This window comes from Paenibacillus puldeungensis (assembly GCF_042678945.1).
Classification (GTDB): domain Bacteria; phylum Bacillota; class Bacilli; order Paenibacillales; family Paenibacillaceae; genus Fontibacillus; species Fontibacillus puldeungensis.
In genome coordinates, this window is sequence record NZ_JBHTLM010000005.1 from 60,958 (window position 1) to 85,158 (window position 24,201).

Sequence of the window (24,201 nt, forward strand, 5' to 3'; positions counted from 1 at the left end):
GCAGAGGCACTCGAAGTATAGAAGAACATGATGGCTTATTATGAGGAGATGATGGATCATGGGACTTCTTCATCACGACGTGACGGTGCTAAACTTCGATCATCTATACGAGCAGCAGCCTGAATTGTCTGAGCGAGCCGATGAATGGATCGACTTGACGAACATCCCTGCTACGAATTTGTGCTGCACGCGGGAAACGCTGGCAAAGATACGACGTCGCCTGACTGACCGCAAAACAAGCGGTATCACCTATATCGGTAGCGGGAATTATCATTACGTCTCTTACGCTTTTCTTAGCGAGATTGACCGACCGTTCAGCCTCATTTTGTTTGATAATCACACCGATGCCAAACGATCCAACCAACTGCCGGGAATGTTAACTTGCGGCTCATGGGTGGCCGAAGCGATCTCACGCCTCCCCCTGCTGCAGCAGGTCGTCTGGATCGGCGTTCATTCGGACCTGCTGTTTTCTGATCCCGCCATTCGTTCAAAAACTCTGCTCTTACCGGACTTAAAGGATCCCGATCAACTACTGTCGTCGATTATCGCTGACGAGATCTACATCAGCATCGATAAGGATGTTTTGGTTGAAGCAGATTTCGTCACCGAATGGGATCAGGGCAATATGCGCCTGAAACAACTGATCATGGCCCTACACTCGCTGGTCATGAACAAAAATGTCCTTGGCATCGACGTTTGCGGTGAGCTCAGAGTTTCCACCTCCGACGTATTTAAGTACTCCAAACAAATCCGCCTAAACGAAAGAGCCAACCTGGCGATCTTGGACACTATTTAACGGGTGAACAAAGCTTGTTGTCCATGGGCGAGGGCCGTCCGGCGTTTTTTTTCACTTCTTGTGCAAATGTTCACAAATACTACACAGGTTCGGATGGTTACGCCTTCTGGATAGAGTACCTTGCTGCCGATATACCCAATATCCACCCCTATGGAAATTATTCCAGGGGAAATTTTAGATTTGGAGGATGTATTCAAATGGCAAAGGCATGGACAGTACAGGTTGATGGGGCAGCTCATGAAGTGCGCTACCAAAAAGGATTATTCAAATCCAAAATCATCGTTGATGGCGTAGAGACCCCCGTAAAGAGTAAAAGCGCATTTATTCAACTCATCGACGAGCCTATCCATATCGGAAGCAAGACGATGAATCTGACGGCAATTGGCGCAAAAACGGATTTAGCCGTCGATGGGGTCTATCAAAATTCCGGAGATCCTTATATTCCACTCAGCAAGATTCCTAGCTGGGCCACGGTTATTACGATTATTCTTCTTGTATTCGGTTGGTTCACCGGTGGCATTATCGGTATTGTGCTTGGATTATTAGGCGGTGCGGTCGTTCTATCGAATTCGATATCCATTAAAAGAAGCAATACTCTCCCCATCTGTTTGGTGATCACCTTCGCCTTTGCAGCCTTACAAGTTGCATACGCTGTTCTTCTGGTTCAACTCTTGTATTAATTCTCGACTATACATATAGCTCCAAAAAAATAAGCACCCGCTATGGGTGCTTTTTAATTCTCAAATTACCGTGATCCTCAATTATCGGAGTATTAAATCCGTAATATCTCTTCGCATCGTTTGAGGAAATTGCTGTTTAGGTTTACCTATACGCACAAACATTTGAATGGTACCACCTTTGGGAGCATATTCCTTGTGGATTTGAGTATACTGTTCTTTCATTTCCCCATACTCTTCTATAACCTGGCTAGGCGGCTGCATAACCAGACCTAATGAGTGTGCGGTTAGAATCAGTCTGCTGTAGAGCATTCCACTTTTAACTTGCTCCATCCGACTGTTGTCTTTGGTTATAATCATGGCATAAGCAGGTGTGTTATCTACTGCGGTACGTGTAGATTTTACATACAGATCGGCTGAAGTTTTCTCGTTGTTCATCGATGGAAATAGCGTAATAAGGCCCTGCATAACATGTTTCATGATTCCTGTCGTCCCTTGTCCTTCCAAGGAGAACCCGTATCTATACTTATTTTTTTCATACTCATTTGCACGAAATACCTCTGCCGATTCCTGACTTATACGATGAATACCTGATTCGATTTCCGCCCCTTTCATCGCATAGTCCCCTAGCTTTTGAAGACTTTCTGGGTCCTGAAAAATCTTTATGTTCATCTCTTGATCCGTATTTATAGCTAATAAATCATTGATCTGGTCTGAAGATAATGGTGTTTTCTCGTACGCCGCCCGATTTGTATCCGGCAAAAACATATACTTATAAAGAGGATGGTTCTTCGCTTCAACCTTCGTAATCGAAATTTTTGCTACCGGTTTATTCTTCATGCTCTCAGCAAGCGCTTGCTCGTTATACTCACCATCCGGAAATAGTGTGATATCGGTCCTATAGCCTAACTGTTTGCCTGCAATCCTTACATATTCCAGAAAAGTACCTTGCGAAACCATCGTTTGTCTAGCCATTGGATCTACCTCTAGGGTCAAGCGTTCACTGTCTGCAAATAAATAAAAAACCTCTTTATCGGCGTCTAATTTAATCTTCCAAGGCTGCATATTATGGCCGTTAGCGGCTAACAGCCCATGAGCGGCAAGCTGGATTCTCGGATCCTCGAATTTTTGAGAGTAACTCTTCTTCCAGGGCTCTAAGTATTCCGGTTTTGTAAAAACACCGCTTGAGACAAACAATGCAGCACAAGCTGCAATGAGTAGAAGGCCAATGCTAGAGAGTAAAATGGTCATTCTATGTTTACCCCTTTTATTTTTCATATTGCTTACCTCGTGATTCCGATTGTATGGACCGGACTAATGTATCGATGCCCTCTAGCAGCAATTCCTCTGAATCCCTCTTGTGATAATGCTGGATATAATTCCTTTTTTTAATTAACGTATTAAATAGGCCGAGCGTACACGACCATAACACGATAGCTGAATTAACGACATCTAGATCGCTGCGGATAACCCCTTGTTCAATGCCATTTTTTAAAGCAGAAGTCAAGTAGGCGAACATCTTCTCTCCGAGTAAATAACATTCCTCTTTGGATTGATCAGGTACTCCATTCACGAAATCCCGTTCACCATTTTCATACTCCATAATGGCTTTGAAGTAGTCTGGATACTCCTTGCTGAATTGATAAAGTGTTCTGGCAAACTGCTTAAGTTGATCTAGTGCGTTCACTCCGCTCACTTCGTCAACAGGTGCTTCCATCATCTGAATAAGCTTTCGGTATCCTCTTACCATGATCTCAAAGTACAACTGTTCTTTACTGTTGAAATAAACGTATATGGTCCTTTTGCTAAATTCAGCCTCCCTCGCAATGTCCTCTATAGTAGCCAAATCATATCCTTTTGAAAAAATTACTTTCTCGGACGCATCGATGATATCGTTTCTACGAACTTCCTTTTCTTTTTCCTTGCGTTCATTGACTCCCATATCGATTCACTTCACTTTCATTTGGGTGCATTAAGGTAAACTATCAGTTTACTATAATACACAATAGTATACCTACTGCTGTTTGTAAACCATTTTTCACTTTAACAGCGCATCAACTAAGTCCAAATGCCAATACGCAAAAAAGGCCCCTTTATCAAGAGGCCCTTGTTTACAGCTTATAATTTTACCGTTTTGTTTAACTCAGTCTCGATTTCGGTTCCAGTTAGCTGAGAAAACATCCGCTTTACCATCTTGGCGAAGTTCCCGGTTTCCCAATATTCGGCCGCTTCAGCCTTGATTTTAATCAGAACCAGATTCGGATCGTCGATAGAGCTGTCCAAAAACTTGCCATAGGCCGGGTTCCAAAACTGCATGAGTTTTTCCCGGTTCTCCACCAGCTCGGCCGTCCCGCGGATCGAAACGTAGGATTTGCCTACATACGACACATTTACGCTCGGATTTTCCCGGAGCTGGCGATATTTGTCCGTGTTCTCCTTCGTCAGAAACCAGAGATCGCCATCAAACTCCACCTCCTGAGTTTTCATCGGACGTGATACCAATCCTTCATCCGTGAGAGTCGTTAGCATCGCGACCTCAATCCCTTTGATCAAGTCCCGGACTGTTTCTACGGCTTCCCGGTGCGCTGTGTGATCGTTCTTCATGACTTGTTCACTCCGTTTTGAGTTATTTTTGATCCGCCTTCCCCTTAGGTTAAGCAGAAAAAAGTAAAAATAACCATGCCCAGCCAGAGTGATTCACTTTGATTCAATGATCTCTCTCAAGATTTTTATAATGATTGATTTTTTCCTCAATATTCCCTAGATACTTTTGCATTTGCTGGAGCTGCTCAATAACGTTCTCCCTATGGTCTTCTAATAATTCACGTCTTGAAGCTACAGTCGATTCGCCTTGGCTGCGTAGGTCGGAAAATTGTTTCATTTTGTGGATTGGCATCCCTGTAACACGTAAACGAATTAGAAAATCGATCCATGATATGTCGGCTTCCCGATACTGACGGTATCCATTTTCGTCACGACTTACTTCGTTCAGTAATCCGATTTTCTCATAATAACGTAAAGTGTGAGTGCTCAGACCCGTTATTTTCGACACTTGTTGAATATTATATGTTTTTTCCATACACCAATTATACATTTTGAACGCTGTATCATTTATATCCAATTTCGACTATTGCATTAGAGCGCGCTCTAACGTGTAGAGTTAGTGTCGTTAATGAAATATTTTTTTTCGGAGGTAGTTAATGATGACAAATGAACGTTATGAACGTGGTTGGAAAAAGCTAATGGAGGTTGATGGAGAAGGGGGAGAACGTGTCATTTCATCTCTTGAAGACATTGCGCCAGACGTGGGTAAATATATCGTCGAATTTGCCTTTGGAGATATTTACACTAGGGAAGGGCTAAATTTAAAACAACGGCAGCTTGTAACTATAGCATCCTTAACGACTCAAGGCGGATGTGAACCGCAGCTTACCGTCCATATTAATGCCGCTCTTAATGTCGGTCTTTCTCCAAACGAAATCATTGAAGCGATTATACATTGCACCCCATATACTGGATTTCCAAAAGCCCTCAATTCCATTTTCGTAGCCAAGCGAGTATTTGAAGATAGGAACCTAAAGATTTCGAAGTAATGGCCTACATGGCATTAAGGGTAGGATTTATGCGGAGCATAGTGAAACCTACCATTACAAGCGTTCCTAATAAAGGGGGGAACGCTTGTGGTGCTTGGCTTCCTACTTCGCTCAGGAAAAATTAACAGGGAGAGGTTCGCTCAGAAGCAGTTCATTCTCCTTGACGATCGAGTCATAAGCCAATATTCGCACACCTTGTTGCGAGGCTTCAAATAAAGCATCTGCCAAAGCCGAATCCATTGCACGATGAGGCGTAAATGAGCGGCAGCCTTTCATCTGCACCACAAACAAGATGGCACCGATGTATCCCTCCTGGGCAGCCTTTGCCATTTCAAGCACATGCTTCGTTCCTCTGGCCGTCGGTGCGTCCGGAAACATAGCGATTCCGTTCTCCTCCAACGTTACGCCTTTGACTTCCACAAACCCCTTCTCATCGCCTTTTTCAAAATAAAGATCGAAGCGAGAATCGCCGTAAGTCACTTCGCGTTTGACCGAATCTACCAGGCCGAACTCCACCAAATTCCCCGCCCGGAGCGCCTCAAATGCAGCAGCATTTGGAGCTTGCGAATCCACGTTCACCCACCCGCCATGCTTGGCTGCCGCGATCAACGAAAACCGGGTCTTCCGGTTAGGGTGGTCACTATGCTCCAACAAAACCTCCGTTCCCGGTATAAGCAGCTCTTTCAAGCGGCCGGTATTCTTGATGTGTACCTGCTCCATGGTCCCGCCGATGGTTACCTCGGCAATAAACCTGTTGACTCGCCGAACCAGCGAACCATGAACAACCTTCCCATACTTCATATCTTCACTTCCAAGTCTGCATTTTCTACATTTTAATATATTTTAATAAGGAGAGATGCCGTTACCCTTATCTCTCATTTACATATTGTAAAGTGAGTTGTTATTAATCATTTTAGGATAAGGGGAGCGATGTAATGGAAGCCAGCCCAAGAAACTCTATAAAAAAGCAGGGAGTTTCCATTATTACCTGCACGAATCGCCAAAACTATCTAAGAAATCTGTTTAATAATTACAGCAGACAGCACTATTCAAAGAAAGAACTCATCATAATTGTTAATAACAATAAAATACCTCTTGCACCCTATCAAAAGTTGGCTAAAAAGTATAGAAATATACACATCTTCCGCATTCCGGGACATGTCTCTCTCGGTGCTTGTTTGAACTACGCCGTCAGCAAAACGAAATACAGCTACATTGCCAAGTTCGATGATGACGATTACTATGCCCCCTATTACTTGACGGATAGCTTGAATGTATTTCAAAGAACAAAAGCCGATGTTATAGGAAAGCGGGCACATTATATGTATTTACGTGGATCAAAAACTCTGATCCTTCGTTTTCCACATGATGAGCATCGCCCTGTAACCAAACTTCCAGGCGCTACACTTGTCATTAAGCGGAACGTATTAAACAACGTTCGGTTCCCCGATCAAAACGTTGGTGAGGATGATCTTTTTTGCATAAGAAGTAAGAGGAAGGGGTACAAGGTTTATTCTGCAGGAAAATATAATTTTGTCGCCATACGCAGAAAAAACTCATCAAACCATACGTGGATTATTAGCGATAAGGAACTTTTAGCCCACCATAAAAAAGTTCCCGGCGTTAAGAATTACAAGAAATTTGTACAAAGAAAACCCAAAGGTGTTCTTTAATGGCGAGTCCAGGCACTTCGCGTGATAAAAATGCCGTTTCCATCATCGTTTGTACCAAACGGCGGCATTGCATGGACACCCTTTTTCATAACTACAGCAGACAGAATTATCGGAATAAAGAGCTTATCGTCATATTAAATAAGCAGAATCTGAGGGTGAACGAGTATAAAAAAGCTGCAAAGCAATATAAAAACGTAAGGATATATAGTCTACCGGAGCATATATCGCTAGGCAAATGCCTAAATTATGGAGTTGCCTTATCTAAGTACGGCCTAATTGCAAAATTTGACGATGACGATTATTATGCTCCGGGTTATTTGGCGGATAGTGTGCAAACCATGTTAAAGACAAACGCTGATATTGTAGGGAAACGAGCCCACTATATGTATCTGAATGGGAAAAAGCAGCTTCTGCTCCGTTACCCACACCAGGCCAATCGATATGTGCCCCTTGTTCAAGGCGCAACCCTGCTCGTAAAACGGCACGTATTTGATCGGGTCAGCTTTCCAAACCGAAATCAGGGAGAATGTGTAAAATTTTGCTCCATCAGTCTGGCCAAAGGCTTTAAGATTTATTCCGGTAACCCATACAACTTCCTTGCCATCCGCCGGAGGAACTCTATAGATCATACCTGGATCGTCAGCGATAAAGCGCTCTTGACGAGGAATGTTAAAGTGCTGAAAGTGACCAACCCGAAAAGCTTTGTAAGCCGTAGTTGAACCTGAGACTCAGAACCAACTCTCATGCAGCAAGGCGATCCCCGTCTGGATTTCTTCGATCGTCAATCCTCCGAAACCTAGTAAAAAAGTTGGCCATGTGTAAGGATATTTGTCCTTCTTATACCAAGTCTCGCGAAAGCTCACAAGATGAATCCCGGCCTGGTTGGCTTTGTAAAGCAGCTCCTGTTCCGATTCGTCTGAATGGACCTGCATGACCAGGTGTAAGCCGGTTTGCCCTTCCCATACCTCGGCCTTCTCTTGAAAGCAGGTCTGGATCGCTTGCACCATCGCCTTGTATTTTTTCCGATAGATCTCTTTCATGCGAAAGCGGTGTTGTTCCCAATGCCCTCGCTCCATAAAGAGCTCCAATGTTTTCTGTTCAATTCTTGAAGTGGTTTGCTGGAAGCTGTTTCTACTATCGTTATACGCTAAAAGTAGATGAGGTGGCAAAATCATATATCCGATATTAATCGCAGGCGACAAACTGCCATGAAACGTGCCCATATAAATAACCCGTTCCTCCCGGTCCAGGTTTTGCAGGGAAGGAATCAAGTCGCCGGCATACCGGAATTCGGATAAATGATCGTCCTCAATAATATACGCGTTATGGGAGCAAGCCCATTTCAGCAAATAAATACGCTCCTGGATTTTCATCAGGCTCCCGAAGGGATATTGAAAAGACGGGGAAGTAAACACAATACTCGCTTTGGAATGATCCAACTCCCCCCGATGGAATCCGTCGTTTTCCAACGAAATCGTCTCAATCTTACATCCATAGCTTTCAAACAACCCGGTGACGGCGGAATAACCCGGCTCTCCAACGGCGATCCTCTTTCCCCGCAGATCAAGCAGGTTGCTGAGCAGCAGCAGGAGAACTTGAGAATGGGAGCCGATCACAATTTGCTCCGCCGTACAATGAACCCCTCGCACCCGCCTAACATACTCCGCAATTTGAACTCTTAAGCCCCTCTCGCCTTGCGGATCACCCGTATTCAAAATCTGGAACGCATGGTCATTCAACACTTCATTCATTAATCGTCTCCAAGTAGCAACTGGAAAGTGGTGAATATCGACATGGTCCAGATGGAAGCCATACGGATACGAAGCATGATGCTGCGAGCTAGGCAGATGGGGAGGCATTTTTTTGCGCATATAGCTCGTATCGATTTCTTGTACGTAGTAACCACTTCGCGGCAAGCTCTCTATAAGTCCTTCCATGACAAGATGGTCATACGCTGTTTCAAGCGTCGCTTTATTCACACCTAACTGCTCAGATAACCGGCGAATCGAAGGCAGCGAGGTATGAGGCTTAAGTCGCCCCTCTATGATCTCCTGTTTGATCTTGTGATATATCTGCATATACAGCGGAACCGAGGCATTTCGATCCAACGGAATCAACAACTCATTCATGCTAATCTCCTCTATCTATACTCCTGCACAGCCGTGGGCTCCATTCTAGAACTTTTTCTCATCCAGAGGAGCGCAGCCCCACATACTAGAATAATACAGCCGGCCACCATCATAAAGCTATTCACCATACCGGCCCATTCCATCATAAACGCAGCCAACAGACCCGCGCCAGCCTCTCCTATAAAGGCCACCGTTGAAAAGAAGCTGAATACCTGCCCGAGCTTCTGCTCCGGCGTGTATTTTTGGATCATCAGGACCATGGGCAGGTCAATGAAAGCTTCCATTACTCCGGTCAGCAAAGCGAAGACACCGGCCAAATAGAGATTCGGTGAAAGCCCAATTCCCATCAATCCAAGTCCCCATAACATGCACGCCGCCATAATTAAGCGGGCATACGAGGATGGCATCGTTATTTTCCCTAAGATAAAAGCCCCCACAGCGCTTCCAATACCGAATAAGGTCAATAGGATTGAAAAGCCCTCCGCTCCCGTATGCCAGTGTTGATCGGAAACGACCGGCAAACCGATTCGCTCCATACCGGTAAAAAACAGCAGCACGATGCCAAATATGATAATGGAGAGCAATAGATTCGGTCTCGTTTGCAAAAAGGTAAACGTTGATTTTAATTCCTTCAAAAGATGTACCCCTTCGGAACCCTTCTTCTGTTCAAGGTGCAGTGGCATTACAAATGCTAAAGGAACCAGCATGAGAAGCAGCAGGATCAAGAAAATCCACGATTCGGAAAGATGCGTCAGTAAAACCCCACCGCAGATCGGGGCCATCGTTCGGGACAACTGACCGCTTAACTGAAATAGCGCATTTCCCTGCTGCCACAAAGACTCGGGTAAAGTTGCGGATACCAGACTTCGGATGGCCGGGCTATAAAAGCAGCGAAACGTCACGATAAAAAAAGAAGCCAAAGCGACATACCAGATCGACTCCAAATGAAATGCAAACATCGCCACAATAGCAGCCATCATCAAACCGGTACCAAGCTGATTTCGCAGGATGAGCTGCTTCTTATCCCCATGATCGGCATATACCCCGCCCACCAAGCCGAAGAACAAATAAGGGATCGCACTGCTCTGCACCACTACAGCGGCCTCAAAGGAATTCGCCGACATTCGATAAGCTAACCAGAACAGCACCACTTGGAAAATGGTAAAGCCGAAGCCAGTCAGCGTGTTAGACACCAAGACAAAAACATAGTTTCGGTGTTTGAGTAGATCCTTATAGCCTGCCATATTCTCTTGCTTAGACATATAGACTCTCTCCCTTTCAATTCTCTAGGAAGAGCATAAAAAAAGTTGTACCGCTTGAAACGGTACAACTTTTAAATATTTTAGCGGGTCAGTTTCCATACCCATCATTTAAGTCTTATGAGAACTGCCAGCTGCTTAAGCTCATATTCCCAAGCTGATAGCTGCGATGAAGCAGTTTTGCTTGACGGGTCTTGTCCCCAGCTCCCATCGCCAGCAGCAAAGGAATAAAGTGTTCATTCGTTGGTACGGCCTCTTGGGCATAAGGAGCTAATTCTCTGTAATGGAAAAGCGAATTGGTATCCCATGCTTCCAGCTTGCTCTGCAACCAGTTATCAAAATCTAGGGCCCAATTGTCAATGCCACCCGCCTGCCACTTCACCTTCCATAAATTATGAACGGTACCGCCGCTGCCAATAATAAGAACGTCTTGTTCTCTAAGGTCAGCTAATGCTTTGCCAATTTGATACTGCTCCTCATTGGTGAGATGACGGTTCACGGACAAAGCGACAACCGGAATATCCGCCTCAGGGAAAATCAGCTTAAGAATAGCCCAGGAGCCGTGATCCAGCCCTCTATTCTCGTCTAATGTGCTCTGAATTCCATCCTTCGTAAACAACGACTGGATTTGTTCACTCAGCGAACGGTCGCCGTTGGCCGGATAGGTCATTTGGTAAAGCTCATCTGGAAAACCGCCAAAGTCATAAATCGTGTCGTAAGTCCCTTCCACGGCGCCAATGGTTTGCACACGTTGCTCGTAGTGGGCGGAAAAAATAACGATCGCTTTTGGTTTTTTAGGCAGGCTTGCTGCAAATTTTTTTAAAAAGTCTGTATATTCGTGATTTTCAATAACAAGAGAAGGTGCGCCATGTGCGATAAAATAAGCTGGCATCATGGGAACTTCACTCCTTTCGTGTATGCCCGCTGGCATCAAATTTTAACCACTCTATTAAATCCCTTTGATTTTCCTCAGATACTCCATGACCACTCGGGTAGGTTTTGAACGTCAACTGAGAAACTTTGTTGTTGAAATAGTCTGCCGTTTCATGACCGATTCGAATCGGAAAGACCGGATCGAATTCTCCGTGGGAGATAAATACCGAAACGTCCTTAACGCTTTGCAGCGTATATTCTGTCTTTACAAATTCGGGTACGTATCCGTTTAACGCCACGATTCCTTTAAGCTCCCGCCCCATCGTAAGCGCAAGCGTCAAGGACAAGATCGCCCCTTGGCTGAAGCCGAGCAAATAACGCTTTCCCGGGTCTACGGGGTAATTCTCTGTCACATAATGAATAGTAGCTTCCAACTGCTGAACCGCTGGATCAAAATGCTCCCGAAGGGGATTGCCAATACTTTTTAAGTCATAATATTGATATCCCGCTCCTGCTGTAAGATTGCCCCGAATACCGACAATGATAAAATCATCGGCTAAAGGCGCCACAAGACCATATATGTCTTTTTCATCGGACCCTTTTCCATGAAGCGTGAAGATCGTTGGGTATTTCTTGTTCGGATCCATATTAGAGGGCATTTGAATGTCATATTCATAAGCCGGTTTCATGTTAACACTTCCTCAAATGAATGGATTATGCTGAATTATTAGTAATGGAAATATATATTTTATATAGCTTATATTATACCTTTTGCACTAGCCTGTCCACTAAAAAATTTGTTAATATAAATATATAATTTGTATTACAAATATACTTTGAGGTGAAGACTTATGAATATCGGCTCCAGCATACGGGCCATTCGAAAACGGAAAAACATTACCATGGCACAAATCTGCGAGGAAACAGGTTTATCCCAGGGTTTCATGAGTCAGGTTGAAAACAACAAAACCTCACCGTCCATTGCCACGCTGGAAAGCATTGCGAAAGCTTTAAAAGTGCCTTTAGCTTATTTGCTTCTGCGGAAAGAAGAACGGATGAATGTTGTCCGCAATGGGGAACGACGCATTACAACAACCGGTACCGAAAATGTAAAAGTAGAGCACCTGAGCGCTACGAAAAACGTAAGAATGATGCTCGTTGAGTTCCCTCCCGGCACTTCGACCGGTGAAACGCCGCATGCACATGAGGGTGAGGAAGTACACTTTGTCATCAAAGGTAGGATTTATGCGGAGCACGGAGAAGATCAGGCTGAATTTTCAGAGGGAGACTCCTTCAGTTGGAACGCCTGCACGCCTCATTTCGTGAAAAATATAGGCGAGGATGTTGCCGTTGTTCTTGTATCCGTCTATACGGATACCGACTATTCTCAGACTTTCTTGTAATTACAAAGAGGATGGTACATTACCATCCTCTTTGTTTATATTCCTATCCGCCTGACTTCTTAGACTTGAAGAAAAGCTTTACGACACCGTAGCCAAGCAATCCCCCTGTGGTGTTAAGGATGAGGTCATCGACGTCAAAAGTCCCCATGAACAAAACCAATTGCATGCATTCCAGGCATAAGCTGAAGCCGAAGGAGCGAATAAGCATACCTCTAAAGGATATCTTCTGACCTTTAAGGATGAGGAGAAAGCCTCCAAAGGGCATAAATATCACAATATTCCCGACCAAGTTCACGAGATCATGGCTCGACAACCCCTGAATATTTTGCATTATGGATTTCAGCGGGATAAAATTGGCCAGCTGCAAATGATACACTATAGTATCGGGGTGCTCCGTGACCCTTTGAAGCTGCTGCCAAAGAAAGACGATATTTATCGAACCAAACTTAAATAGAATAACTTTGAATACGGCATAAATATATATGATAAATAACCCCGGAACGATAAAATCATGCAATAATTTAAATCGTTTCACTTTTTTCTCCCTCCCTCCTGAGATTTCCGTTAATTACTTCGGATACACCGTTACAATGACTCCATCCACGTTGTTTCCGGATATGTCATAGCGATGATTCGCAGGAACGTGAATGGTCTTTTTTTTGCCGACAGAATAATAGGCCACCTCGTATTTCTTCCCCTGAATCGTTGTCGATATGTGCTTTGTTTCTCTCAAGTAGTCTATGTATTCCTCCAATGTAAAACCCTTTTCCTGCATAATCACACTGTGCGGCAGCCCCACATAACGGAAATGCCAAGGTTCGTATTTAATTCCAGTGATGTTCGTTTTATCCTCGGGATACCGCAAAATAAACCCATATTTCCATGCGTTCTTTTTCAACCATTTTCCCTCAGCCGCCTTGCTCATCTCCTGTTTCGTCGATCCAATATCCAGAGACATCCCGAGGTTATGCTCGCTATAATTTGCCGGCAACGCCGTGTCGGAACCCATTTTATGATAGAGTTCTCTTTGTTCTTCGGCGGTTCGGTAACCACTACTGATCAGAAAGTGATCGACCCCGTCTTTTTCAGCAGCATCCATCATCTTTAAAAATTTTTCAGCCACGCTCTGCGACAGACGAATCTTGTTATTTAGCAAGCCATAACCTTCCACTAGCTCCTGATGCTCGAACAGATTGACCACATCGGATTTTACCCCCTGCTCATGTACAGGGTAGTCCCTGTTCACCAATAACAGATCACCTTCATATATCTGACCTTTCGTTACCTTTATAGCATTGCTGCTCTTTCCGGAAGGCCCCTGTTGAACCTCGCTATTTTCTGTTTGATAACCACCATCTGTATTTCCCTGCAACTGCTGAAACGCTACAACACCTAGCAGTAAAAATAAAACAATCCAAAAAAGCCACTTCTTCATCTTCATTTTCCTCCTTACTCTCTATATCAAGGATAAGGAAAATTTTTTAAAAAGAAGTAGAGAAATAATAACTTTTTTATTAAGCATTAAAAAAAGGCCACATGTGGCCTTTCGAGAGAAAAGAGTACTTCCTTATTTACTCGTTTTCGGGTAGTAGGAGTACCCTGGATACTTCACCACAGGCCACTTTTCCTTCCGCAATACGTTCATCAATTCCGGGCCTACATTCAAATTGTTCTCCACCAACTGATGAGGCGTGAGCGCCATCCACTGATTCAAGGAAACGTCCTCGAAGCGATCGCTCTTAAACATCTCCAGGAACCACAAGCTTTGGTCACCCTTGTTCTGAATGTAGTGTCCGAATGCAAACGGTACATAGCCCACATCCCCCGCGCGATAATCAAAAGTCCGGGCCACACCATTAGCTGCAAACACCGTCATGCGTCCCATACCCGAGATATAATACTGCCACTCATCATTGTTGGGATGCCAGTGCATTTCTCTCATTCCGCCCGGTTTAATCTCCACCAATGCCGCGGCAATTTGGGTCGAAATGGGGAAATTCGTGGAGTCGACGATCCGCACCGTCCCTCCCGGAGTGACCATCGGCTCCTGTGCAAGCAGTCGATGGGAAAAGGTTTGCGGAACCGTACCATAGGGATCGGCTACCTGCTGGCTTTCAAGGGAACCCGGTACATCAGCCTGAAAAATATACAGCTGTTCTGTTGGAATATGAGCAAAAGCGCTTGTGGGCACGCCAAAATTCGCCGACAATACATCCTTCGGTGTATGCGCAAACCAGTCGGAGATCGATAACGTATTGAGGTCTGAGAAGCTGCCGTCATCGAAAACGAGCAAAAACTCGCAGCCTTCCTCCAATCCTTGAATCGAATGCGGGACTCCGGGGGGAAAGTACCACAGGTCGCCAACGCCAACGTCAGCTATGAAGTTCCTTCCATTCTGGTCGACTGCCGTAATTCGTGCCCGGCCAACCAGCATGATCGACCACTCCGCCTGCTGATGCCAGTGTAACTCACGTACCCCGCCCGGCGTAAGAGCCATATTCACCCCAGCCAGTGTAGTTGCCGTTGGAAGCTCCCTAACCGTAATCTCTCGCGACCAGCCGCCATGATTTAACTGCATGTGGGCATCGGAGAATGAAAACCTTAAGTTGGGGATCATTCCGGCATCAGTGAGGGGCGGAACCAGCAGATCAGGGTTCTCCCGGTCTCTCATAATGTCACGTGGACCCAAATCCCACCAACCGGCGCCATCATTCCTGATCGGCTGCGGTATATCTCCCGTCGAAGCTGGATTAAGCGGTTTATTTTCCACAATATCGCTCCTCCTTCATACTAGCCACTAATCTAACCTATACGGTGTAATCGGAGGATATATGCGTATCCATTAAGCTGGAGGAGGCCAAGAGGATTTATTTGAAATTCACAAGGTAATTTGTGATACGGCTCGCCGCACTGGCTAACGTCATTCGGTCAAATCTCGTTTCTCATACTCGAAGGGTTCTTCACAAGAGTAGATATCATGGAAAAATCCCATGTACGGAATATCGTCTTCCAGACATTTAATGCGATAGGACAACTCCTCATCACACTCCGGCTCTTCGCCGTTATGCTGCATAACTTCAAATGCATCCAAAATCTCTTCCATGAGGTTAAGTTGTATGAATAGAGGTAATTTATCTAACATAGAGTCTTCGATCCGGGTCTCAGACCTGTATCCCTCAAGACATTTTTCAAAATATTCATCCATGAATTGCTTGCGTTTTCCAGCGTCCGGTTCAAATTGTATCCAGCCCATTCCGTTGGTCCAGAGAGCCGAAAGGTCAAACATATACCAACAGTTACATGAATTATCAAAATCATATACCGTGATTTGCCCGCTATTAAAATCTATCGCATAATTTCCATCGCTATAATCAAAATGGACCATACCGAAAGTCTCTTCGTTCCTGTCCAGTTCTGTTAATGTATTAAGGAGACCTACCAGCTTCTCCTTAAGCAAAGAAAAGGAATCAGGGATCAACTCCTCGAAATATTCGGCATTGAATTTATCAAAAAAGCTATACCGGGGATGGAGAGGCTTATAACCTTTTGATATTTGGTGTAGTTTCCCCAATACTTTACCGCAATTATAATAATATTCGGTAATTGGAGCCCCTTCTCGGTACTGATAGTTATTTTCTACAAGCATTTTTCCCTGGGCCTTTTTAAACAAGCAAATAAAAAAAGTGTGATTATTATGAGTAACCTCTTCCAGTAGATTTCCCTTTCTGGAGCTTATTACATCCGAGACACTTCCTCCATGCTCGAATAAATACCTGACGTATTCAAGTTCACCTAGAAAATCTTCCCGGCTTCTGTCATTTAAGAAGGCGATTCTTATTATTTTTGCCTCGGCGCCCTCTTTCTCGCAGGTATAAACCACATTACGTCCTCCATCATGTGCCTTAACCGGTTTAATATCATAGTCCTCTAATCCGTACAACGCGGATACTAATGGAAGTAAGTGGGCATCACTTATTTTAACAACCTCGTTATGATTAATAATATCTCCTCCAGTCAAACTACCTTGTTATGCATTGATATATAGCTCCTTTCAGCGATCTCTGCCTTATATCGTACCAAAAAATCCCCTTTATACTCCATGGACACTTTATATATAATAAAACACTACCAGAAACGCGGCTCTACACCTTGCTAAAACGAATTTCCATGGGTACAATTTCCATAACAATATCTGATAGGAGGAACTTCCAATGCATCTAAGTAAAGTCCCCCGTTAAGCCCGAGGTCCTCCATCCATGTGTCAGCAGCTCTTTAACCCAAATAAAACAAAGGGAGATGCACGCTAATGCACATGAATGGACCTGTGAATATTACTCGACCCGAAAGACTTCAAACCTGCCACGAAATTGCTTCGAAATTACACGAGGTATACGGAGAAAAAATCCTTGCCATTGGGGTTTACGGCTCTGTTTCCAGAGGTACTGACGGCCCTTTCTCGGACATTGAGATGTTTTGCGTACTACGTGAATCAAGCGAATCCGTAGATTTTAGCTATGAATGGTCGGCGGGGCCTTGGAAAGCAGAAGTGAATGTCTGTAGTGCGGACATTCTCCTTGAAACCGCCGCTACGGTTGAAGGAGACTGGCCATTGACGCATGGGCCATTCTTTACCCAACTAAGCCTGTATGATCCTGAAGGCTTTTTCCTGAAATTAAGTGAAGCTGCCGAATCGCCAATAAAGAAAGATTTCAGGCGGGCAATTCATGAAGTCCTTGTAGGGGAAATGTACGAGTTTATTGGGAAACTAAGAAATGTTAGTTTAGTTGGCCCTCATACCTACTTGCCATATTTGGCAGTGGAGTTTGCCCAATACGGAGCTATGTTAGTCGGGTTACACAACCAAAATCTTTTCTCGACGGGCTCAATGGTTTTACCGGAGGCATTAGAGCTGCCAAGTCGTCCAGAAGGATTCGACAATGTTGCCCGAATGGTTATGTCTGGAGAGTTAGCAGAACCGGCAAGGATCGTTTCAGCTTGTGAAAATTTCTGGACCGGTCTTGTGAAGTGGGCCGCCGAACATGATTACGAAATCAGTACAAAAAGAATCCCATTTTGACACATACTATAAAAAATCATGATTTTAAGAAGTCAAAGACCCCTTTCGACGAGGGGTCTTTACTTTTTGGAGTTTACTTCTGAATAGAAAAAAGCCAGTTGATATGACTCTTTTAAAAAAGGTCCGTTGATAAATACCGTTCCCCAGTATCCGGAAGTAACACGACAATCTTTTTGTTGTGGTTTTCCGGTCTTCTTGCGATTTGGAGTGCGGCAAATACCGCTGCGCCTGAAGATATGCCTACAACCAAACCTTCGCTCCGGGCTAATTGTCTGGCCGTATCATACGCCTCCTCATTTCTTACCTGGAGGATCTCATCGACAACGTCTCTTTTAAAATTATCCGGAACGAACCCGGCGCCAATGCCTTGAATTTTATGTGCTCCCTTTTTCCCTCCCGATAATACAGGAGAATCATACGGCTCAACCGCAATGATTTTTACAGATGGATTTCTTTGTTTAAGTCCTTCACCTACGCCGGAAATGGTACCGCCCGTACCCACCCCAGCAATAAAGATATCCACCTGGCCATCGGTATCTCTCCAAATCTCATCGGCCGTAGTCGTTTTATGGATTTCAGGATTGGCTGGATTTTTAAATTGTTGAGGTATAAACGAATTAGGAGTTTCTGCTGCTAATTCCTCAGCTTTCTTGATCGCACCAGCCATACCTTCATTGGCCGGGGTGAGTACTAATTCGGCTCCAAGTGCAAGCATGAGTTTTCTCCGTTCAATACTAAAGCTCTCGGGTAAAGCAATGATTAATTTATACCCTAAAGCTGCCGCTGCAAATGCGAGACCAACCCCCGTATTACCGCTTGTCGGTTCAATAATTACGGTATCTTGGTTTATAACCCCGCGCTCTTCTGCATCCTTAATCATGGCAAAGCCAATTCTATCTTTTACGCTGCCGGCTGGGTTAAAATACTCTAATTTGGCAATGATCTCCGCGGGGACTTGATTCTTTTCAATAAAGTTTGAGAGTAATAACAAGGGTGTATTCCCAATAAGCTCCGTTAAATTTCTGAAAATTCTACTCACTTTCATCCCTCCGATTCATTAAATCCGACTAAGTTAATCGGCTTTCTATCACAACAATACTACTTATGATAGATAAATACAAATCAAAAGGAAAAAAGATTGGAAATTGCATGGCGAGCTACGAAAAAATGGCCCCCCTTTAAAGGACGGCCATAGATGATTTTGATTCTATTGCTAGTTATGACTTGTTTCTTAACACACGCTCAATCCGCCGATCGGGCACGAACCAGATCACAGCAACCAGCACGAAGATTAAGCAGGAAACCCATGAATTGAGATATGCCACGATGATAGAAATCAGATAGAGCAACATGGAAAGCTTGCCTTTGACGTCCCTGCCCATGACGACCACAAAGTCTGAATCGGAGGAATGCTGTTTTAGAATTTCGTACTGCAGCCGCATATACGAAACAGCCGCTAACAACAACACGATACCGTATAACGCCGCAGGCGTCGCGGAGAAGTTGCTTTCTCCGATCCAAGCCGTAGAAAATGGGATCAGAGATAGCGAGAATAGCAATAACAAATTTATCCACATCAGTTTTCCATTTATGGTACGAACCGTGTGAAGAAGATGATGATGGTTATTCCAATAGATCCCAACATACACAAAGCTGACCGCATAGCTGAGGAACTTGGGCACCAGGCCAACCAACGAACTCCAGCTATGGCCCTCTGGAACTTTCAATTCCAGCACCATAATGGTAATGATAATGGCAAGAACGCCATCGCTGAACGCTTCCATACGATTCGCCTTCAACACATTCATTCCTTTCTTGGAAGGATTTTGGAATGTGTAGCTTTCGACGTAAGTTGTGAAATCCCTTCTTCTACAGCATAAGTTTCTTAGGTAAACGTCAATCTGATTTAATGAATAACCGGGGGCGGGGCATCAACTGATTGTTGCTTCTGCACGGGTACTTTGCTGCTTGCTTCCTTTTTTCTGCGATTCACCGAATACAAGGCAAATAATAGAATGAACCATAGAGGTGTCAGCAATAGGGCAGGACGTGTGTCTTTCGCAAAAAGCATAATGATCAGAATGATAGCAAACAACGCCAGGACAACATAATTAACGAAAGGTGTAAATGGTGCTTTGAATTTAGACGTTGCATGTAATTCCGGCTTTGTTTTCTTATACCGTAAATGGCAAACCAGAACGATACCCCAAACCCAAATGAAACAAATGGCGCTAATGGTGGTCACGATCCCAAAAGCCTGCTCCGGAATAAGCTTACTCAACAGAGCTCCCACGGACAGAACAATCGTCGAGATCAATAACGCATTACTTGGTACATGATTTTTGTTCAGCTTTGCAAAGCTGGATGGGGCCTGATCATTTTTTCCTAAATTATAGAGAATTCGGCTCGTTGAAAACATCCCGCTGTTACAAGCAGATGCGGCGGAGGTTAATACGACAAAGTTAATAATGCCCGCAGCAATTGGAATCCCGACTAAACTAAACGTTTTAACAAAAGGACTTTCTGATGCACTCAGCCCGGTCCATGGGTTAATGCATAACAGCGCGATAATTGCACCCACGTAGAAGAATAGGATTCTTAAAGGAATTTTATTAATCGCCGAGGGGATATTTTTTTCCGGATTGGATGTTTCCGCTGCCGATACACCGACCAACTCCACACCGACAAAGGCAAACACAACCATTTGGAAGGAAAGCAGGAAGCCTGAAATGCCGTTAGGAAATAGTCCGCCATGCCCCCAAATATTTTTAAGCGTAACCGCTCCGGCATCTGTCTTGAATCCAATCACCAGCAAAACAACCCCAATAGCGATCAAGGCAAGAATGGTCACTACCTTAATTAAAGCAAACCAGAATTCCAGTTCCCCAAAATTCTTTACGGTTAAGAGATTGAGTCCCAATAAGACGACTAAGCAGACGATGGCGGGTACCCACTGCGGGATATCAAACCAATACTGCACGTAAACCCCCACTGCAATAACGTCGGCCATCGCCGTCATAATCCAGCAAAACCAATAGGTCCATCCGGTTACGAATGCGGCCCGCGGTCCAAGATAGTCTTCGGCAATATCTGTAAAGGATTGATAACCTGCTTTAGATAGCAGAAGTTCTCCAAGCGCTCTCATCACGAAAAAAACGGCGATCCCTATAATTAAATAAGCGAAGATGATGGATGGTCCTGCCTGTTGTATAGCTTTCCCTGATCCTAAAAATAGTCCGGTACCAATGGTACCTCCAATCGCTATAAGCTGAACATGCCGATTTTCTAACTCCCTCTTTAACTCTTGTTGTGCCAAGCCTAGCTCCCCCTTAAATCATTTAATTTTTCATGTGAAACAATGAACTTAATAAAAGCCAATAAAAAAAGAGATTGGATGCGCTCCAATCTCCTGGTCATAAAGAATAATAAATAATAAATGGTATTCTAACGATTGCCAGAATAGCAAATAAATTATTCAGTACCCTCCTGTCCTTTTGCCTGAGATTGTGAACCCTTCGGCGCCGCGATTTTCCCGCGGTCTCTCCAGAAGCTGCTCCTGCTATAGTGTGATCCATAGCGATCATAGCTGCTAAGTATTAAGTTTTGATTGGTGATCAACTTTCAATTTTTTTCAATACTAATCCTAGTTAAATGTTTTGTCAACGACAATTAATTCCACTAAGCTCGAAGCTCGCCGAAGTAATTCTGGTATGGGCTAACCCTTGCCAGCACCTCGTCTACCTTGTGCATACGTTCCTCCAGGCTTCCCCGGAGCGTTATATAGGGAATCCGCCGCTCTTTCAAACCCGCAATAATTTGCTACTGGTTGTCTGCCTATAGCACAGCGCCTTAATGACTCACTGTCTTACCTCATACAAAGACGTATCCAACACCTCAATGAATCGCGTCCATTCTCCTGTTGCGTATAGCAGCAGCCGATGCATCGCACGCGTGCATGCCGTATAAAAGAGTTTGCGCTCACTTTCCCGATGATACATCCGAGAAGAAGCATCATAGATCAGAACGGCGTCGAATTCAACGCCCTTCGCGAGATACGCGGGAATGACCAGCGTCCCCTTCTCGAAGGTAGGCGTCTGTTTCGTAACAAGCCGCAAGGGAGGGCATCCCTGTGCGATCAAGAGGTCGTAGGCTTCGCTGCTTTCGGCGGCCGTTTTCGTGATGACGGCGATGGAGGCATAGCCTGCCGCTTGCAGAGCCGCGAGATCCTCTGCGATTCGCGCTACCAGCTGCTCATCACTGCCCGCCTTGGAGAGGAGCGGCTTCTTCCCGCTTCTTTCGAAGGGCACGATCTCCTTGCCGCCTGGCAGGAGCGACTTCGTAAACTCCACGATCTCGCGGGTCGATCGATAACTGCGGACAAGACGAATCAGTCTGGTGTCCGACTCGCCGTAAAGCCGGATGAGCGGCGAATCAGCCCCGTATAGCTCCGTAGCCTGCGTGAAGATGGCCTGCCCGAAATCGCCGAGTACTGTCATACGCGCTCGAGGGAACAGCTTTTTCAGAAATTCATATTGAAACATCGAATAGTCCTGACCCTCATCGATGAAGATATGCCGCACCTCCGTATTCGTCCGAACGCCCTCGATGAGCTCTTTTAAATACAAGAAAGGTGTCGCATCCTCATAAAATAGTTCAAGCTGGCCTAGCTTACCTTTGGTTTGCTCGCAAATGTCCGGCCAATGCTCCGGAACCTCGGTTTCCTTCGTCATTGCCACATAATCGTCCTTATTGCCGAACAGCTGGGCGTACAGTCCAACCATATCCAGGAACAACATCTTCTTCACGCTTCGCTTGAGCGGCTTAAAATGTTCCCTCACGATCATACGGCGCAGCAGTTCTTCTTCCCGTTCTGCATAATCGAAGTCGCCTTCGTCCCGCCGGCTCTTGCCCTGCAGGAGCTCTTGAACCTCTTCATATTGTTCGGCGAAGTCAAAGACACCTCTCTCCTTGTGCAGCTCTTTATAGGCGGCAGCATACTGCTCCTTGTCGAGGTAATTCATCTCCTCCTGCACCCAGACCTCCTCCCGCTCCTTGCGCTCCAGCCGGGCCACTTCCTTTAGCAGCCACTCTTGCAGCATGGCCACGCGATTGGCCAAACGGATCGAACGGTCATAACCGTAAAACTGGGCTTCCATTTGTTGTACAGTGATCAAATCGCGGTCCCGAAAGCGGATGCTGTTAAATCGCATGCCCTCCTGTCCTAACCACTCCGCATAATTCCGAAGAGCTTGAAGAAACGCTACGGATGCTTTATATTCAATCCCATTCAACCGGGCTTCATACTCTCGCGTGGATTGTTCTGTCAGCACGTATTCGATTTGATCGAACGGGTCCTCCGGGCGAAGTGCCGTTCCAAGCCCGTACTCAAGATATTCCTGAAAGGTCGTCTGCTGCATATTTTCCTCACCGAGCTCGGGAAGAACGGTGGATACATAGCTGTTGAACATCGGATTCGGCGAGAAAAGAACGATTTGGTCAGCCTTGAGCCGCTCCCGGTGTTTGTACAGCAAGTACGCCACCCGCTGCAGCGCCGCAGAGGTCTTCCCGCTGCCGGCCGCCCCTTGTACAATGAGCATCCGGCTGTTGTCATCGCGAATAATGGCATTTTGCTCTTTTTGGATGGTCGCCACGATGCTCTTCATCTGAGAGTCCCCACCCCTGCCGAGCACCTGCTGCAGCAATTCGTCGCCGATCGTTAAGCTCGTGTCAAACACGTTTTGAAGCTCGCCCTCACGGATCTGGTATTGTCGTTTCAACTCCATCGTCCCTGAAACGCGTCCACCCGGCGTATCATACACGGCTGCTCCCGGAGAATAGTCGTAGTACATGCTCGCAATAGGCGTCCGCCAGTCATAAATGAGAAAATTCATGCCATCCGAGTCAACGAAAGAAGATACGCCGATGTAAACCTGCTCGCTGAACCCCAGACCATCCTCAAGGAAGTCGATACGCCCGAAATAGGGGGACTGTAGCAGGCGGTTCATGCTTTTCCATTGCTGCATACGCAGCCGATAGCTGCGCTCCCGTTCCGACAGCAAGGCCTCTTGCTGCTTAATACTGTAGAAGGTCTCCTCAAAATCCTCGTCAGTGCTCGTGTTAACGGTCACTTCTTCCCAGAATCGCTTACGGATATCCCCCGCCTGATTCCGCAGTCCGTCCACCTCCGGCTCGAGCTCGGCGATTCTCGCTTGCAGCTTCTCTATCACCTGATCCAGCCGCTCCTGTTCTTGCTTCCAATCCTTCTCGTTGATCATTTTCCTGAACACGCTCCATCCCGTTAAATTCTGAAGAAAAATGAACGTTTGACAAATCGCAATGCCATGTGGTATGATTATAGTGAAGATAAGATAGGTAAATTATAACATTTTCCAAAAAATCACGGTGGTTTTCTAATAATACCACAATGTTTCTTTATGCGCAATTTTTTTTAATGGCAATTAAACCCGGCCAATTGGCCGGGTTTTTATTTTATATGCTGTTTATGATTTACGCTTCAATGGCTTATACCACACTTTGGGCCACTCATGCTCCTTGCCCGCCGTCTTTTCGAGCAATCGCTTATCAACGGAAGGATTCCTCCGGTTCAGCGTACTTCGTTCCACCAGGCTCAACTTGGGCTGATAGGAAATTTCGGAACTTGCATATTCCTGCCCTAGTATTTTGTCGTAGGTATTCTGTAAGAGCATTTCTTTCTCGTATG

25 protein-coding genes and 1 riboswitch are annotated in these 24,201 nt (G+C 45.2%); of the genes, 7 read left to right on the plus strand and 18 right to left on the minus strand.

Translation table 11 applies throughout. The annotated features are described in order from the left end of the window. The first annotated feature begins 58 nt into the window (after positions 1–58). Together ACFQ3W_RS08825 and ACFQ3W_RS08830 are read left to right on the plus strand one after the other, a co-directional pair. Positions 59–796, plus strand: coding sequence for an arginase family protein (locus tag ACFQ3W_RS08825; protein ID WP_379318763.1), 738 nt, complete (start codon positions 59–61; stop codon positions 794–796). 197 nt (positions 797–993) lie between these two features. Then, the gene (locus tag ACFQ3W_RS08830) at positions 994–1,476 is read left to right on the plus strand and encodes a hypothetical protein (RefSeq protein ID WP_379318765.1); all 483 of its coding nucleotides are present in this window, start codon (positions 994–996) and stop codon (positions 1,474–1,476) included. A gap of 81 nt (positions 1,477–1,557) precedes the next feature. Here the strand turns inward: ACFQ3W_RS08830 and ACFQ3W_RS08835 are convergent, their stop codons facing one another. From ACFQ3W_RS08835 to ACFQ3W_RS08850, 4 genes are all read right to left on the minus strand, one after another. Beyond that, positions 1,558–2,751, minus strand: a complete 1,194-nt coding sequence (locus ACFQ3W_RS08835) for an Acg family FMN-binding oxidoreductase (protein ID WP_379318767.1) — start codon at positions 2,749–2,751, stop codon at positions 1,558–1,560. Then, positions 2,741–3,415, minus strand: a complete 675-nt coding sequence (locus ACFQ3W_RS08840) for a TetR/AcrR family transcriptional regulator (RefSeq protein WP_379318769.1) — start codon at positions 3,413–3,415, stop codon at positions 2,741–2,743. The genes ACFQ3W_RS08835 and ACFQ3W_RS08840 overlap by 11 nt, the downstream gene beginning before the upstream one ends. Positions 3,416–3,591: 176 nt before the next feature. Further along, complete coding sequence (locus ACFQ3W_RS08845) at positions 3,592–4,077, minus strand: pyridoxamine 5'-phosphate oxidase family protein (RefSeq protein WP_379318771.1); 486 nt, start codon at positions 4,075–4,077, stop codon at positions 3,592–3,594. A 103-nt stretch (positions 4,078–4,180) separates the two neighbouring features. Then, positions 4,181–4,552, minus strand: coding sequence for a MerR family transcriptional regulator (locus tag ACFQ3W_RS08850; RefSeq protein WP_379318773.1), 372 nt, complete (start codon positions 4,550–4,552; stop codon positions 4,181–4,183). A 124-nt stretch (positions 4,553–4,676) separates the two neighbouring features. Here ACFQ3W_RS08850 and ACFQ3W_RS08855 point away from each other — a divergent pair, with 124 nt between their 5' ends. Next, entirely contained in the window at positions 4,677–5,066 is a 390-nt protein-coding gene (locus tag ACFQ3W_RS08855) for a carboxymuconolactone decarboxylase family protein (RefSeq protein WP_379319057.1), read from the plus strand. 111 nt (positions 5,067–5,177) lie between these two features. Here ACFQ3W_RS08855 and sfsA read toward each other — a convergent pair whose 3' ends face one another. Further along, positions 5,178–5,867 carry a DNA/RNA nuclease SfsA gene (gene sfsA / locus ACFQ3W_RS08860; protein ID WP_379318775.1) on the minus strand — a complete coding sequence of 230 codons (690 nt, stop codon included), beginning with the start codon at positions 5,865–5,867 and terminating at the stop codon, positions 5,178–5,180. Between the two features lie 134 nt (positions 5,868–6,001). Here sfsA and ACFQ3W_RS08865 point away from each other — a divergent pair, with 134 nt between their 5' ends. Both ACFQ3W_RS08865 and ACFQ3W_RS08870 read left to right on the plus strand, forming a co-directional pair. Further along, entirely contained in the window at positions 6,002–6,739 is a 738-nt protein-coding gene (locus ACFQ3W_RS08865) for a glycosyltransferase (RefSeq protein ID WP_379318777.1), read from the plus strand. Beyond that, positions 6,739–7,458: a glycosyltransferase family 2 protein gene (locus ACFQ3W_RS08870; RefSeq protein WP_379318779.1), complete on the plus strand. Its 720-nt coding sequence runs from the start codon at positions 6,739–6,741 to the stop codon at positions 7,456–7,458. The genes ACFQ3W_RS08865 and ACFQ3W_RS08870 overlap by 1 nt, the downstream gene beginning before the upstream one ends. Positions 7,459–7,467: 9 nt before the next feature. Here the strand turns inward: ACFQ3W_RS08870 and pdxR are convergent, their stop codons facing one another. From pdxR to ACFQ3W_RS08890, 4 genes are all read right to left on the minus strand, one after another. Then, positions 7,468–8,868 carry a MocR-like pyridoxine biosynthesis transcription factor PdxR gene (gene pdxR, locus ACFQ3W_RS08875; RefSeq protein ID WP_379318781.1) on the minus strand — a complete coding sequence of 467 codons (1,401 nt, stop codon included), beginning with the start codon at positions 8,866–8,868 and terminating at the stop codon, positions 7,468–7,470. 11 nt (positions 8,869–8,879) lie between these two features. Next, a complete protein-coding gene (locus ACFQ3W_RS08880) occupies positions 8,880–10,130 on the minus strand; it encodes an MFS transporter (protein ID WP_379318783.1) in 1,251 nt (416 codons plus the stop codon). A 115-nt stretch (positions 10,131–10,245) separates the two neighbouring features. Continuing rightward, entirely contained in the window at positions 10,246–11,022 is a 777-nt protein-coding gene (locus tag ACFQ3W_RS08885; RefSeq protein WP_379318785.1) for a DODA-type extradiol aromatic ring-opening family dioxygenase, read from the minus strand. 7 nt (positions 11,023–11,029) lie between these two features. Further along, positions 11,030–11,689: an alpha/beta hydrolase gene (locus ACFQ3W_RS08890; RefSeq protein WP_379318787.1), complete on the minus strand. Its 660-nt coding sequence runs from the start codon at positions 11,687–11,689 to the stop codon at positions 11,030–11,032. Positions 11,690–11,851: 162 nt separating this feature from the next. On the opposite strand from ACFQ3W_RS08890, the gene ACFQ3W_RS08895 reads away from it, so the two are divergent. Then, positions 11,852–12,403: a helix-turn-helix domain-containing protein gene (locus tag ACFQ3W_RS08895; protein WP_379318789.1), complete on the plus strand. Its 552-nt coding sequence runs from the start codon at positions 11,852–11,854 to the stop codon at positions 12,401–12,403. Positions 12,404–12,446: 43 nt separating this feature from the next. Here the strand turns inward: ACFQ3W_RS08895 and ACFQ3W_RS08900 are convergent, their stop codons facing one another. From ACFQ3W_RS08900 to ACFQ3W_RS08915, 4 genes are all read right to left on the minus strand, one after another. Further along, complete coding sequence (locus ACFQ3W_RS08900; RefSeq protein ID WP_379318791.1) at positions 12,447–12,938, minus strand: VanZ family protein; 492 nt, start codon at positions 12,936–12,938, stop codon at positions 12,447–12,449. Positions 12,939–12,971: 33 nt separating this feature from the next. Continuing rightward, on the minus strand, positions 12,972–13,838 hold the full coding sequence (locus ACFQ3W_RS08905) for a M15 family metallopeptidase (protein WP_379318793.1): 867 nt from the start codon (positions 13,836–13,838) through the stop codon (positions 12,972–12,974). Positions 13,839–13,970: 132 nt separating this feature from the next. Next, complete coding sequence (locus ACFQ3W_RS08910) at positions 13,971–15,173, minus strand: oxalate decarboxylase family bicupin (protein ID WP_379318795.1); 1,203 nt, start codon at positions 15,171–15,173, stop codon at positions 13,971–13,973. Between the two features lie 150 nt (positions 15,174–15,323). Further along, positions 15,324–16,421 (minus strand): phosphotransferase enzyme family protein, encoded by a 1,098-nt coding sequence (locus tag ACFQ3W_RS08915; protein ID WP_379318797.1) that lies wholly within the window; start codon positions 16,419–16,421, stop codon positions 15,324–15,326. Between the two features lie 288 nt (positions 16,422–16,709). Here ACFQ3W_RS08915 and ACFQ3W_RS08920 point away from each other — a divergent pair, with 288 nt between their 5' ends. Beyond that, positions 16,710–17,480: an ANT(4')-I family aminoglycoside nucleotidyltransferase gene (locus ACFQ3W_RS08920; RefSeq protein ID WP_379318799.1), complete on the plus strand. Its 771-nt coding sequence runs from the start codon at positions 16,710–16,712 to the stop codon at positions 17,478–17,480. A gap of 112 nt (positions 17,481–17,592) precedes the next feature. Here ACFQ3W_RS08920 and cysK read toward each other — a convergent pair whose 3' ends face one another. From cysK to ACFQ3W_RS08945, 5 genes are all read right to left on the minus strand, one after another. Then, entirely contained in the window at positions 17,593–18,525 is a 933-nt protein-coding gene (gene cysK, locus ACFQ3W_RS08925) for a cysteine synthase A (protein WP_379318801.1), read from the minus strand. A gap of 172 nt (positions 18,526–18,697) precedes the next feature. Then, positions 18,698–19,279 (minus strand): TMEM175 family protein, encoded by a 582-nt coding sequence (locus tag ACFQ3W_RS08930; RefSeq protein WP_379318803.1) that lies wholly within the window; start codon positions 19,277–19,279, stop codon positions 18,698–18,700. Positions 19,280–19,386: 107 nt separating this feature from the next. After that, entirely contained in the window at positions 19,387–20,796 is a 1,410-nt protein-coding gene (locus ACFQ3W_RS08935) for an amino acid permease (protein ID WP_379318805.1), read from the minus strand. Between the two features lie 160 nt (positions 20,797–20,956). Further along, positions 20,957–21,037, minus strand: a riboswitch (glycine riboswitch). A gap of 300 nt (positions 21,038–21,337) precedes the next feature. Continuing rightward, positions 21,338–23,755, minus strand: a complete 2,418-nt coding sequence (gene helD / locus ACFQ3W_RS08940) for an RNA polymerase recycling motor HelD (protein WP_379318807.1) — start codon at positions 23,753–23,755, stop codon at positions 21,338–21,340. A 225-nt stretch (positions 23,756–23,980) separates the two neighbouring features. Next, positions 23,981–24,187, minus strand: a complete 207-nt coding sequence (locus tag ACFQ3W_RS08945) for a hypothetical protein (RefSeq protein WP_379318809.1) — start codon at positions 24,185–24,187, stop codon at positions 23,981–23,983. Between the last annotated feature and the right edge of the window lie 14 nt (positions 24,188–24,201).